Annotated in this window: 9 protein-coding genes and 1 tRNA gene; 4 read left to right on the forward strand and 6 right to left on the reverse strand. The window is 58.6% G+C overall.

What is annotated here, in order from left to right:
- Positions 1 to 460 precede the first annotated feature (460 nt).
- From AC5S26_RS05365 to AC5S26_RS05375, 3 genes are all read left to right on the forward strand, one after another.
- Positions 461 to 1,528: an SDR family oxidoreductase gene (locus AC5S26_RS05365; protein ID WP_494183819.1), complete on the forward strand. Its 1,068-nt coding sequence runs from the start codon at positions 461 to 463 to the stop codon at positions 1,526 to 1,528.
- A 260-nt stretch (positions 1,529 to 1,788) separates the two neighbouring features.
- Positions 1,789 to 2,970, forward strand: a complete 1,182-nt coding sequence (locus AC5S26_RS05370; protein WP_494183820.1) for a DUF6599 family protein — start codon at positions 1,789 to 1,791, stop codon at positions 2,968 to 2,970.
- Between the two features lie 417 nt (positions 2,971 to 3,387).
- Entirely contained in the window at positions 3,388 to 4,824 is a 1,437-nt protein-coding gene (locus AC5S26_RS05375; RefSeq protein WP_494183821.1) for a glycoside hydrolase family 28 protein, read from the forward strand.
- A 281-nt stretch (positions 4,825 to 5,105) separates the two neighbouring features.
- Here the strand turns inward: AC5S26_RS05375 and AC5S26_RS05380 are convergent, their stop codons facing one another.
- Both AC5S26_RS05380 and AC5S26_RS05385 read right to left on the reverse strand, forming a co-directional pair.
- Complete coding sequence (locus tag AC5S26_RS05380) at positions 5,106 to 6,344, reverse strand: DUF5009 domain-containing protein (protein ID WP_494183822.1); 1,239 nt, start codon at positions 6,342 to 6,344, stop codon at positions 5,106 to 5,108.
- Positions 6,345 to 6,594: 250 nt separating this feature from the next.
- A complete protein-coding gene (locus tag AC5S26_RS05385; protein ID WP_494183823.1) occupies positions 6,595 to 7,776 on the reverse strand; it encodes a glycoside hydrolase family 18 protein in 1,182 nt (393 codons plus the stop codon).
- A gap of 120 nt (positions 7,777 to 7,896) precedes the next feature.
- Here AC5S26_RS05385 and AC5S26_RS05390 point away from each other — a divergent pair.
- Positions 7,897 to 7,972, forward strand: a tRNA-Thr gene (locus AC5S26_RS05390).
- Between the two features lie 100 nt (positions 7,973 to 8,072).
- Here the strand turns inward: AC5S26_RS05390 and AC5S26_RS05395 are convergent.
- The 4 genes from AC5S26_RS05395 to AC5S26_RS05410 all read right to left on the reverse strand — a co-directional run bounded on the left by AC5S26_RS05395 (position 8,073) and on the right by AC5S26_RS05410 (position 13,740).
- Positions 8,073 to 9,350: a formylglycine-generating enzyme family protein gene (locus tag AC5S26_RS05395; RefSeq protein WP_494183824.1), complete on the reverse strand. Its 1,278-nt coding sequence runs from the start codon at positions 9,348 to 9,350 to the stop codon at positions 8,073 to 8,075.
- Positions 9,351 to 9,559: 209 nt separating this feature from the next.
- On the reverse strand, positions 9,560 to 11,575 hold the full coding sequence (locus AC5S26_RS05400; protein WP_494183825.1) for a beta-L-arabinofuranosidase domain-containing protein: 2,016 nt from the start codon (positions 11,573 to 11,575) through the stop codon (positions 9,560 to 9,562).
- 72 nt (positions 11,576 to 11,647) lie between these two features.
- Positions 11,648 to 12,262 (reverse strand): response regulator, encoded by a 615-nt coding sequence (locus AC5S26_RS05405; RefSeq protein WP_494183826.1) that lies wholly within the window; start codon positions 12,260 to 12,262, stop codon positions 11,648 to 11,650.
- A gap of 8 nt (positions 12,263 to 12,270) precedes the next feature.
- The gene (locus AC5S26_RS05410; protein ID WP_494183827.1) at positions 12,271 to 13,740 is read right to left on the reverse strand and encodes a sensor histidine kinase; all 1,470 of its coding nucleotides are present in this window, start codon (positions 13,738 to 13,740) and stop codon (positions 12,271 to 12,273) included.
- Positions 13,741 to 13,764 lie beyond the last annotated feature (24 nt).

Genomic DNA, 13,764 nt, shown 5'->3' on the forward strand with positions numbered 1-13,764 from the left:
CACATCCCCACCAGTCGGTGAGTTTGAAACGCAGACATCACTCCATCGACAGCGGGCGCGGCTGATGGTTCCGACATAGGTGAAGAGCCAGCTTGTTGGGCTATAAGGCTGCCAGAGAAAAAGCTAAGTGCAGTCAGCAGAGCGAATGCGGTTCTTACGACAGAATGCGAGCGGGGAGACCGGAGGTAGGCGGCACAACCACGACGATCCAAGGAAAGCTCCATCAGTGCTTGATTTGTAATCTGTTATACCTCTGAATCGAGGGTTTGCCTTTCCGTCCGGAATGGTCAAGAGGCTGTTCCAGATTGCCTGTGGCTCGAAATTTAGGTCAGCGGGTATCTTCGGACGAGATGGAGTTTCGTAGTTCCGATGAACCCTCATCTGATGAGGCTCATCTGTATAGATGTGGCGCGAAGTTTCCGGGAGTTCCGAACTTCGAAGTTCAAAGATGGAGGATGAGATGGCGAAGAAGATTGCCCTGATTGTAGGTGCCTCAGGGATCGTGGGATTGAATTTGGCCAATTTGTTGGCGGGGGATGAAGGCTGGGAGGTGTATGGGCTGTCCCGGAGGCCTGTCGAGCGCAAGGGCATTCATGCGGTTGCGGCAGACCTGCAGAATCCTGATTCGGTAAAGAGCGCTCTTCAAGGGATTGCGCCTACGCATGTCTATCTCTCGACGTGGCTGCGCCAGCCGACCGAGGCCGAGAATATCCAGGTGAACAGCGGGATGGTGCGCAATCTGCTTGAGGCGACCTCGCGATCGAGGTCGGTAGAACATGTGGCGCTGGTGACCGGGCTGAAGCATTATCTCGGGCCGTTCGAGGCTTACGGGAAAGGCAAACTGCCGGCTACTCCCTTTCGCGAGGAGCAGCCGCGTCTGGAGATCGAAAACTTTTACTACGCGCAGGAAGACGAGGTCTTTCGCGCCGCCGAGAAGGATGGTTTCGGGTGGAGCGTGCATCGTCCGCATACCATCATCGGCTATGCCGTGGGGAATGCGATGAATATGGGGGTGACGCTTGCCGTCTATGCCACGATCTGCCGCGAGACAGGACGCCCCTTTCGGTTTCCGGGTTCCGCTGCACAGTGGAACGGCCTGACGGATATGACCGACGCCAGTCTGCTGGCACGTCATCTTCGGTGGGCGTCTACGACAGCAGCGGCGCGCAACCAGGCCTTCAACATCGTGAATGGAGACGTCTTTCGCTGGAGCTGGATGTGGACGAGGCTGGCGGAGTGGTTTGGATTGGAGGCCGCGCCGTTTGAGGGCGAAGGCGTTCCGCTGGAGACACAACTGGCGGATGCTGCGCCGGTATGGAAGAAGATTGCGGAGAAGTACGGCCTGGTTGAATCCGATTTAAACGTGTTGGTCTCTCCATGGCACACGGATGCGGACCTTGGACGTCCTGTGGAAGTGGTTACGGATATGTCGAAGAGCCGCAAGCTTGGCTTCCTGGAGTATGAGCCGACGGATGAGAGCTTCTTCCGGTTGTTCGAGTTGTTGCGGAGGGAGAAGCTGATCCGTTGAGGCTTGTGTTGCGGGATTAAGACAAAGTGGTTCGAGCTTCGACCGAACCACTTTAGGCGCGATAGAGCTGCGCCGAAGATGGGGCACGCAGATTCGCGGCGCTTGGAGAGAATACAGGGATCTCTCCACTTCGCTGCGCTTCGGTCGAGATGACGTTTGTGGGGGGATGCCGGTTTATTGCGCGGGCCTTCTCTGGGGAAGAGCTCTGCTCGCATCGCGGGTTGGTGCTGGTGTAATCTGGCCGTTGGCAGGGCGTATTGATGACACAGGGCGGACGAAGAGTGCATGAGGTAACGCGGCGGATTCTGTGGGTGTGCCTTACGAGCGTGGCCCTCGGGATGTGCGGCGCTTCTGTGTGGGGTCAGGACACGAAGACGATGCTGGTGGAGCCGCCTTCGCCACTGCTTCCGCAGCAGGCGGGAGACTGGATTCGCCAGCCTGATGGTGCGGGTACGTCTAAGGCAGCGGAAGACGACAAGAAGCTGGATACCGTTCTGAATGAAGATGGATTGAAGCGGAGCGAGCAGGCAGTCTACCGCGTGGGGAACTCGGGACCGGCGGTGACGGTGACAGCGCGGCAGTTTGTGGACGCGACCGGAGCGCATGCGGCCTTCGATTACTTCCTTCGGCCGGGTTCGGCGTATCGCGGCGTGGGGATGGGCGATGAGACGAGCCTGATTGGGGATCACTATGTCTTTCGCAGCGGAGCGAGCGTAGTGGAGGCCGACGGCGGCCATGGCCCGAAGATCGAAGGATTGCTGAACAGGATTCAGGTGGGGCTGCCGAAGGTGAGCGGGCCAAAGGGGCTTGCTCCGCTGCTGCCGACGCTGTTGCCGGCGAAGGGGCTTGACCGGGATTCGGTGAAGTACGCTCTGGGGCCGGTGAGCTATGACGCGATGGGCGGAGCGCTGCCGGGAGCGATTCTTGGCTTTGAGAAGGCCGCCGAGGCAGTGACGGCGAAGTATGCGGGAAGAGGCAGGCTGACGATGCTGCTCTATCCGACACCGGAGATCGCAGGCGATCGACTGCGAGCGGTGGAAGAAGAGATTCACCGGCAGGGCAAAGCGGCGGGCACGGTGGTGATGCGACGCTCGGGGAACCTGCTGATGATTACGACAGGCGAGTGGAGCCTGGCTGAGGCGAAGACCCTGGTGCAGGGGATTCATCCCAAGGTCGAAGTGACATGGAACAAGCCGATGCCTCCGCAGTTCCATACCGAGGTTCGCAAGACCTATAGCCTGCTCTCGAGCATTGCAATCTTCTGCAGCTTCGGAGCGCTGGCGGCGATTGTGCTGGGAATATCGCTGGGAGCGGGACGGGCAGCGATTCGCGTATTGCAGGGCAAGCCGGCAGCCTCGGAACCGGAGTTCCTGCGGATCGACCTGAGCGGAAGGCCGTCGCCGATCCACACGGAGGGTACCGGAGCGGGTTCGAAGGGGTAGATGGATGCACCAGAGGTGGTGCACGGGGAAAGGTAAGCCCCTGATTCGATGACTGTTTGAAAGTGTTCCTACCAGTAAAAAGCGAATATAAGGCGAATAAAACGGGAGAGGTTATCTAATTGATAACGCCCGTAACTATTTGTAAAATAGTGATTTACGGTTTCAAGGTTTAAACCTTGACACGTCATTTTGCCAAACATAGTATTTCGCCAGAAAGTTCTGATGGCTTTGCCTCCGTTGGAACTATTCTCCCTAAAGAAGAGGCCGCCCTGTTGCCGGGCGGCCTCTTCATGTTTTGGCTCGCTATGCCTTCAACCCTTCGGAGGGACGTAACGGGGAAGACCCAGAATGGTGGCGATGCCTGAAAGTATCTGATCGTGTTAGGGTTGCATCTGAATAGCTCATGAGGTCGGACCAATGTTATTTCGTTTGGGGCTGGTATTCGCAGTAGTGATGGTCTCGTCTGCGGGGGCACAGGATACCCGGCATGTTGTGGAGCCGAAGATTCCGCGGTCGTGCACGAAGTTGAAGGCGCAGTTGCGGTCGGTGAATGACGGCGTGGCAGAGGCTGACGAGGCGAAGCTGGATACGGAGAGGATTCAGAAGGCTCTCGATCACTGCAAGCAGGGAATGGCGGTGGAGCTTACGTCTTCGCGCGGTAGAGATGGGTTTCTGACGGGGCCGTTAGAGATGCGCGCGGGAGTGACGCTGCTGGTGGACAAGGGAGTGACGCTGTACGGATCGCGCGATGCGGCGGTGTATGAGATCAAGGGCGAGGGAACGTCGCAGGGTTTGTGCGGCACGATTGCGACGGGAGCTGCGCCGGCGGTGTTTCCGGCGCCGCAGCATGCTGCGCCTGCGCGTGGAGGTTGCCGCCCGCTGATCAGCGTGAACAACGCGAAGGATGTTGGGATCATGGGCGATGGGGTGATCGATGGCCGGGGCTACGCGAAGATTCTGAACAAGGACTACAGTTGGTGGCAGATGTCGCGGAAGGCGGAGCCGAAGAACGAGCGCTACTTCACGCCGCGGATGATTGTGGCCTCGCATGCGGACGGGCTGGTGCTGTACCGGATTACGCTGCATAACTCGACGAACTTCCATGTGAGCGTGAACCAGACGGATGGGTTTACGGCGTGGGGAGTGCATCTGCTGACTCCGACGGTGAAGGGCACGGATGCGAGGAATACGGATGGGATCGATCCGGGCAGCTCGAAGAACGTGACGGTGGCGCACAGCTGGATCGACAACGGGGACGACAATATCGCGATCAAGACGGGTGTCTCGCACATGAGCGTGATCGATAACCACTTCTACTCGGGGCATGGGATGTCGATCGGGAGCGAGACGTATTCGGGGCAGAGTTATCTGCTGGTGGATGGCCTGACGGAGGATCACACGACGAGCGGCATCCGCATCAAGAGCAATGTGACTCGGGGTGGGTCGGTACATGATTTGATGTATCGGAACATCTGCATGCGGGATGTAAAGAATCCGATTGCGATCAGTCCTTATTACACGAACCAGACGACGGAGCCGTTTGAAGATCCGAAGTACAAGGGCGACCGGATTCCGGACTACAAGGCGATCACGATTCAGAATGTGACGAGCGAGACGGATGGCGATGTGCTGATTGCCGGGTTGAAGGATCATGGGACCCAGGTGACGTTGGACAATGTGCGCATCGACGGCATCGCGCCTGCGCAGGTGCATGGGCACTTTGCCACGGTGACGCTGGGGCCAGGAGGGACCAATATCGACTTCAGCGGGACGGATATTAAGGTGGTGTCTCCTACTGCGCCGAAGCAGGCACAGGCTTATGGGTGTGAGGGGAAGTTTGTTCCGATGCGGTAGGGGCCTTGCATAGTGCAGGGGCTGAAGCTCCTTCTTTGTTCAGCTCGATTTAGAAGCCAAGCCTGAAGGCTTGGCGTACCTAGAGGCCGAGGCACCTGAGTGTTTCGTTGGAGCGGGAGTGCCGCTTCGGAGGAAATACAGGGATCTCTCCACTTCGCTGCGCTTCGGTCGAGATGACGTTTGTGGGGAATGGAATGAGATGACGTTTGTGGGGGAATGGAATGACGGGGTTGGGCAGAGCAACTGATTCGTAATCAGTTGCTCTGCGATTGCCTTCTCGATCAGAGTTGCAGGCGCAGCTTCATGCGGGTTAAGAGCGCGGCTATGGCGATGATGAGCGCGGTGAAGACGATGGAGCGGATGACGCCGGGGAGTCCCCAGGCGAGGTGGGTTCGGAACCAGGTGATGCCGAGCGCGCCGAGGATGAAGTACCAGAGGTCGGGAAGCAGGTAGGTGAGCAGGGTATTCGCTCCGGCTGGCCGGGTGAAGGCTGCCCAGCGGGTGTGGCGTTGGACGTCGCAGATCCAGTAGAGCAGGGTGAAGATAAGGATGCTGGCACCGATGCTGTAGAGGCACCAGGTGGGAGTGGCGCGGATCTTGGAGACTCCGAGGGGCGTGAACAGGCGTCCGGCGATCAGTGCGACGGCGGCGAAGGTGAGAGCGACGGTGGCCTTGGAGCGGAAGGTGGGCCAGCGGTGACTCTGCGGGCCTACGAAGAGGATGGAGGTCGCGACTCCGGCCATGGCGATGAGGGTGTCGGAGCCGTTGCCGAAGGGCCAGAGATAGATGCCGACGTGGTGGAGGAACTCGATCCAGTGGGCGGTGCAGAAGGCGCAAAAGGCTGTGAGCACGACGACCCACGCGAAGGGAGACCAGCGCCAGCGACGAGTGGGTATATAGAGGACGCAGGTGGTGAGATAGGCGAAGGCGAGCAGGCCGAGGATCTCAGGGTAAGCGGTGCGGATCCAGGCGACATCGCCCTCTTTTGTGGTGCGGCGGAAGATGGCAAACATGGCAACCATCAGGATGAGGCCGGTGAGACGCAGGCCTTTGACGAGGGTTGGATGTTTTTCGGCGTGAGGGTAGACCATCCAGAAGAGGATGGCTCCGAGGAGCGCGAGAATCGCCCAAAGATTGGTGGGCATGTGGATGAGGGCGGGGTCTCCGGCACCTGCGTTGGTGAGAATGAGGCCGAGGACGAGGAGCGAGAGCGAGCGCAGGAAGATGTGCACCCAGAGACGGGACTGCGAGGGAACCTTGCGCAGGCGTTGCTCGACGGCGAGGGGAATGGCCATGCCGAGGATGAAGAGGAAGGCGGGAAAGACCATGTCGACGTAGGTCATGGCGTCGACTTGGCCGGGAGCGTGATAGGTCCACCAGGGAAGGCCTTTGACCTCGGCGAGGTCGTTGACGAAGACCATGACGATCATGGTGAGGCCGCGGAAGACGTCGATGGAGAGGACGCGCGGGGCTTGCATGGTGGTGGCGGCGGTCTGGTTTCCGAGCTGGGCGGTGGCCATATTTGTGCGTCTCCCGAGTTCATACGGCGAGGGTCGTTTCGTTTATAGGCTGGGCAGTGGCCATTAGCCAAGTCGTATCGATGGAGTGAAGCTACGAGCAAACAGCAGATCCCATTCGGCTACGCTCAGGGCAGGCTCTTCGACTGCGCTTCCCGCGCGAGAAACTTCGCTCAGGATGACACTTTCTATCTCAGGAAAGCACTCCTTATAAAGAGAGTCATTTTTTACGCGCCGTTCTATGGCGATACAGCTAGTTGCCTCCTGAGGGTGCGGCTGGTGCAGGGGCGAGTCCGGCGTGGACGGCCTGGAGGAGGATGCCGGTAGAGTCGTTGGAGTACTCCCAGATCATGATGCCTCTGAGTTTACGGTCTGTAACGTATTTGCATTTGGCCGCAATGGACTGGGGGTCTTCGTAGGTGACGAAGACGTGGGTCTGCGGATTGTAGAGATAGGGCACGGAGGCCTGGGAATCCCAATGACGGATGAAGCCGGTGGCGAGAAGATTGGGGAGCTCGGGGTAGGAGAAGTGGACCCCGTGGGCGGCTTTACCCGATTGAAAGAGGCCGTAATCCCTGTTTGCGACTTCGCCCCAGCTGCGGCCATAGAAGGGCAGGCCGAGGACGATCTTACGCGTGGGAACTCCAGCCTGTTCGTATTCGGTCACGGTGCGGTCGGCGGAGACCTGCTTGGGATCCGTCGGGTTGTGGAAGAGAGGAGCGTCGTGACCGGTCGCGGGACCGCCGACGTAGAAGTCGTAGGTCATGAGGTTGACGGTATCGACGTAGTGCTGGACCTTCTCCATCTCGGTGTGTTGCAGGAATTTGGTTGAAGCTCCGGTGGCGATGGAGGTATAGAGGCGGCGATGGAGCCGGGTTTGCTCACGATCGAAGCGCTGGCGCAGTTCGGCGAGCAGGAGGGTGTAGTTCTGTTTGTCCTGAGGGCGGAAGGTGTTGCCGCTGCCGGGTTGGTCGGGATACTCCCAGTCGATGTCGAGGCCGTCGAGTTTATGACGCTCGATGAAGCGGACGGCGCTGGAGATGAAGCGCTCGCGGGAGTGCGGGGTTAGGGCTGCATCGGAGAAGCCGCCGGACCAGGTCCAGCCGCCCACGGAGACGAGCAGTTTGAGCGCAGGGTTGTTGCGCTTGAGTGTGTTAAGGATGGCGAAGTTTTCCGCGTCGTGAGGGAAGCCCTCGACAACCTCACCATTTTTGATATTGGCGAAGGCGTAGTTGATGCGAGTGAGGCGGCGGGCGTTGATCTCGCCGGGGCTGAGGACGCGATCCTGGGGAAAGACGTAGGCGATGATTTCGCGAGAGGCGGGGGAATCCTGAGATGCGGAAGAGAGTTCGGGAGTGGAGCAGGGTGCCGACACGCAACAGAATAAAGCAAGAACAAGCGCGAGCGGGGAGAACCGCGATGCGAACAGATGCATGGTGCATTGAGGGTAATCCATACGGGGCTGCGGACATGGGGCATACGGCCGTTGCGCCGGGCGATTATTCCCGGTAAACTTATCCATGCAGGCGGGTGGCCTGCGTGGAATTCCTAGCGCGCCGATGTAGCTCAGCTGGTAGAGCAACTGATTCGTAATCAGTAGGTCAGCGGTTCAAATCCGCTCATCGGCTCCATTCATAAATTTATTGCTTCGCTTTCTGGCCGTAGCTGGCACAAGGGCGCTGAGTTTAACTGCACGTTGCCCCCTGGCAATGCGACAGGGATCGTTCAGCATCACGGATTCGGCAATGGATGCGAGTCTGTTTGGGCGACGTCGCTGTGTTGCGACGCATCCATGACGCAGCGAAAGCCCAGATGATTCGTGCCAGTATCAACATCTCCCTTGCCGCGAGTGCCGACCATATATCGCGAGCAGTATTGATCGGTGCAGAGAAAGGATCCTCCACGATGGACTTTTTTCTGATGCCCGGGCTCGGAAGGATCGTATGCGCTCTCGGGGCCTCGCGGATTGCGCGCGACTCCACTTGCGTTGAGGCGCTGATAATAATCAGGGCGGTACCAGTCGTTCGTCCATTGCCATACATTGCCGGCCATGTCGTAGAGGCCATATCCGTTGGGGGAAAAGCGTGCGACAGGAGCGATCCCGACGTAGCCGTCCGCGCCCGTATCCTTATTGGGGAACTGCCCTTCGTGCGTGTTGGCCATCCACTTCCCCTTGGGGCGAAAATCATCTCCCCAGACGTAGGGCCTACCGGCAAGGCCTCCACGCGCTCCAAACTCCCATTCCGCCTCCGTTGGTAGCCTTTTGCCAGCCCATTTTGCATAAGCCTGAGCGTCTTCGTAGGAGATCTGCACCACTGGATAGTTTTTCCTACCGACGATGCTGCTCTTCGGGCCTTCGGGATGTCGCCAGTTGGCCCCTGGTATGTATGTCCACCATTGAAAGTAGTTGTCGAGCGAGACCGGGTGATCGGGTGGAGCAAAGACGACAGAACCAGCCACCAGGTTTTCCGGTGGAGCTCCCGGATAATCCTCCGCACGCGGCTTGCGTTCCGCCACGGTCACATAGCCGGTAGCTCTTACGAACTTTTCGAACTGTGCGTTCGTGATATCCGTCTTGTCCATGAAGAAGCCGTCCACATAAACGCGATGTACAGGACGTGAGTCGAGGGTGGCCTTCATTCCGACATCGTCCATACCGGGAGGATCCTGAGCGCCCATGGAAAATTCTCCACCGGGAATCCAGGCCATGCCCTCAGGCACTGAAGCCGGAGCAGGTGCGGCGTTGGGAATCGTGGGACCGAAGGCAACTTTGTTGCTCTGCGCCTCGACCTTGCTTGTGTCACGGTTTACCGGGTGGGCAGCGGTAGCGCTGGCCGGTGGAGTCTCGGACATGACAGGCGTGGGAGACAGTGTGCTTCCAGGGCGCTTGTAGATCGCAATACACGCGGCGAACGCTGCAAGCAGCACCAGACCGGCTATCCAATAGGTTTTCGCCTGCTGCCCGGTTTTCATCTTGCGAGTATGTGTAACCGCCGCAGATCTCTTCATAGGTATTCGCCTTTGCCGATCCTTAAGCTTAGCGATGAAATCTTCCGAGACTATCACGGCGGTGGAAGCCCTGGGGCCCGTTGCGCCTGCACTTGATCGTGTTGTTGGGCAGATGCAGAGAGTTCCAGGTTCCATTTGTCCGATGGGGAGCTCGGAGGAATAGTGTAGACCTCTTTTGGAAACATGGAAAACGGAGGAACTTCTGAAATCTAGGAATCGAGCTGTGGAAAGGCCGTGATCCTCAACTTGGCACTGCCGTAAGGAATCAGGGTCAGCGATTCTTCCGGCTCCGTGCTGTGGACGGGGCTTATAGGCAAAGGTTTGGCAACACCATCTTCCGATCGCCATTGATTCAGGCGTCGGCCTTTCACCTTGATGCGAACAGCGGCATTCTCGGCTGCAAAGGGGCGTTCGGGTACGGGTGCTTCGAGGACTTGAAATGCTGTCGCCGCGTCTTCATTTACGGCAAGGGCGTAGTTCCAGCCGTGAGTGGGGAAGACTTGCCAGTCGGCTGTTCGGCCATGATCACGGAGCTTGACCCAGCTTTCTCCAGGGTTGAGGGATAAGAGGAGCGGGCCGCGTTCGATCGCGACGGAGTTTTGGAACCAATGCGAGACGCGAGGACGCATGGGGAGTTTCAAGACGATGTGATCGCCCTGCTTCCAGGTTCTTCGGATTTCGGCAAACGTTCCAGGCTTAATGTCTTCCGGCATTCTTTGGTCATTCACATGGATCGAGGCATTCTCCGTCCAGGCGGGAATACGCAAGAGAAGGGCGAAATCGATGGGCCGCTCCGGGTGAACTGTGATGTTAATCGTGTCGCGGAAGGGATAGTCTGTTTCCTCAACAAGACGGAGCTGAGCGCCACGCAATTTTGTATTCACTTCACAAGGTGCATAGAGGGCCGCTACAAGGCTATCGTCACCCTTTGCCATCCACAGACTGCTGGTGAACTTGGGCCATCCCTGATGGAAGTTGGCTGTGCAGCAGCCAAAGTGAGGTGCGAGGCCATAGAGGTTCGATTCGCTGCTGTTGGTTGTCCACGGTTTTGAGTTCAGGCTGCACTGCACTTGGTTCGGCTGCTGGTCGTACTGGTGCGCCCACATATCATCGGTGAAAGTACCGGGCAGTGCATTGAAAGCGATCTTCTCAATACGATCGCCTGTCTCGGCGTTACCGAAGGCGGCGAGAATCGCTTCAAGCGAGAACATGGTTTCCACCACGGAGCAAAGTTCGGTTCCGTGGCTGGGATCGAGACCGCCGAGGTGCTCGTCACATGAGAACATGCCGTTGGGCATGCCGTGAAATTTATCGAGCGCGGCCAGTTGCCGGTCGAAATTGGCGGACTCTGCCCGGTCGCCCGACAGGCGGTAGTTCACTGCTGCGACCTTCAGGGCCTGTGAGTGATTGACGCCATGCGCCTGCATCGCGAGTTCTGGTTTCTCTATGTGACCAGGGCCCATGCCGAGCACTTCGCGGGTCATCGGCTGGGTCATTTGGAAATCGGTGAATAATGCCTCCCAGTCAAAGCCCTGCCGTTTGAGGAGTCCGCACAATTCGATGAGCTTTGGATCGCCGGTGCGATCGTAGAGCCACTGTACGACGAGGACTTCATCCTGCCAGCGATATTTACCCCAGTCCCTGAGCGGGCGCGATGGCAGTTCCGCCAACTGGTAGTGGAAGTATTTTGTAAGCACAGGCAATACACGATGATCGGCGGTGACCTCGTAGTATTGCGAGAGCGCCTTTACCATCACCATCCGGGGCCACCAGTCGTTGTTGCTGGCCGGGCCGATCATGCCGTTGGCGGCCTGGTGATCGAGAGTCCAGTCGACCCAGCGTTGTGCCTTGGCTTTGAGGGTCGCGTCGTCGAGCAGCCATGCAAGAGGGAGAAGACCGTCGAGGAAGTAAGGTCCTCGCTCCCAGCTTTCACCGGTGCCCCCGAGCCAGCCGCTGTTGCTGCCCACATCGGGCCAGAACTCGTCGAGATGTCCACCCATGCCATCGGCCTGGACGCGGAGCTGGCGCGTCAGCCATCCCTTGGGATGTATCTCGCCCAGCTGGAGGAGACGAAACTCGCCGGCGGCAAGCCTGGACTTCGTTGCAGCAGATTCCTTATCGCCGGCCAAGGCGGCGCTAACGGGACGCGGAAGCGCGAGCGTTGCAGCCGAGCTCATGGCGAGCTTTAGCAGATCGCGTCTGTTTGTTTTCAGGGGTTGGATCATGGCTTCTATAGTTTTACAGGGAGTTCGGGCGCAGGAATCCCGACCATTCGGTCTATAGACCAAGGGAAGGCATTAGAGACAGATGATGCCTCTCTGCAGGGCAAAGGTCGCTGCCTCCGTACGGTCGCTTACATCGAGCTTTGCGAAAAGATGGATGGTGTGATTGCGCACTGTGCTTTCGCTTGTGCCAAGAATCTGCGCTATTTCGCGATTGATCAGGCCGCGCGCGATAAGCTGCAGGACTTCGTGTTCGCGCGGTGTCAGTTCCGGGCGAGGAGCGCGCTCGGCGATCAGCTCGGCGAGCTCGGCTGGAAGGTAACGCTGCCCTGCGTGAGTCTTTCGGATGGCCGCGGTCAATTCTTCCTGATCCACGTCCTTAAGAACATAGCCGGAAGCGCCCGCTCGTATGGCGCTGTAAACCTCTTCTTCCGAAGCGTAGCTGGAAAGCACGAGAATGCGCGCACGGTTATCCTGGGCCCGGATCTCTCGAAGGGCTTGTATGCCTCCTCCGCCGGGCATGCGGAGGTCGAGTACGGTGACATCCGGTTTGAGCCGGCAGTAGGCCTCCACCGTGGAAGACGCGCTATTGGCTTCTCCCACGATCTGCATATCGGGCTCCGTGCCCAGCATCGTCTTAAGGCCCATTCGGAAGACCAAGTGATCGTCAGCTACAAGGATGCTAATCATAGGTTTGCTTAGTGTGGCCTGTTCTTTAGGGTTTGTTGTGCGAGCGTGTGAATGCGAAGCCTGTCGCGGAGAGATCGGACAGGAGAAGCAGGAAGAATAATCCGCAAGAGTGTGCCGCGGTCGTTGGATTCGATGGAGAACTCAGCGCCAATCTGTTCGGCTCGTTCCCTCATTCCGACGATACCGAAATGCCCTTCGTCGAGGGACCGTGTGAGCTCGGGGTCGAAGCCGATGCCATCGTCGCTGATTTCAAGGATGAACTTCGTCGGCTGATAATCGAAGGTTGCCTTCACCGCGGTTGAATGGGCGTGCTCGATGATATTGGCAACGGCCTCCTGACAGATGCGGAGAAGCTGCGTCGTGATCTCGTCTGAAAAAGGATAAGCCGTTCCATGCTGCTCTACGGACAGGGAGAGAGAGGCCGGATCGGTGAGCTGTTTGAGCAGGCGTTCCGCCGTGGCAGCGAGATTCTGATAGCTGTGCAGAGTGCGGAGCGTGGCTATGGAACGATGAGCCTCGGCGCGGCTGCGGCGAACCATATGCAGGGCCATGGCGAGGTGGGCGTTTGTGGCGGGCGACTTCTTCTCCATGGTGCGGTCTACACCCTGAAGCTGCAGAGCGATGCCGGCGAAGCCCTGTGCGAGAGTGTCGTGGATCTCTCGTGCGATACGGGAACGCTCCTCAAGAATGACGCTCATACGCTCACGAATGTTACGGAGATGAATGCGATACACGACCCAGACGAGGAGAAGAAGCAGGAGAAAGAGGAAGATCAGGTGGCGTGGAGTCCACCAGGGCGCTGCGGCGAGGATATGGATATCCTGATGATCGCGCATCAAGATGAGAAAGGTGCCGGCATCCAGAGCGGGCGCTCCCTGATCCACTGCGAGGACACCGGTACAGCGAAGGATAGCGCCGACATCGGGCGTCGAATTTTCGGGGAGAGAGTCGCCGTCAAGTACGCAGGTGAAGAGCTGGCTTCCGCTCTCCATGGTGAGGCGCAGGCGGGAACCGGGATCGGAGGTGACTTTGATAAGACGTCCCTCGGTAGAGATGAGCATGCCCCTGTAGGCTCCTTCTGCAGCTTCGTCCGGGGTCATGGCGAGAGGGAGAGGTGTAGAGCCGGCCCACAGGTCCTGTACGGTTGCATTGCGGATGATAGGGATTCCGGCGCGCTTCTCAAGCTGGCCGGAGACTTCAACCTCGTCGCCGAGACTGGGGTTTGCGCCAGCCGGGGCTTCGACGGCGATGGCTCCGGTCTGGTCCTGTACGATGAGCTCCCGACTGCTGTAGGTGACAGCGCCGCGAAGGACGACCTTCGTTTGCGGGCGAGGATCTTCTAATAAGGATCGAATCGATGTGAGGGAGGAGGGGTCTTCTGCGAAGGCATACGGCGATCGGTGGAACAGTCCGAGACACAATGCGATGAACAGGCAAAGCGCGAAGGAGAGGGACCGGGATTGCCGCTGGATTGACATGGAAGCATTGCGAAGGGCAGAGAA

It is taken from the genome of Edaphobacter sp. FHG110511_03, from assembly GCF_059115365.1.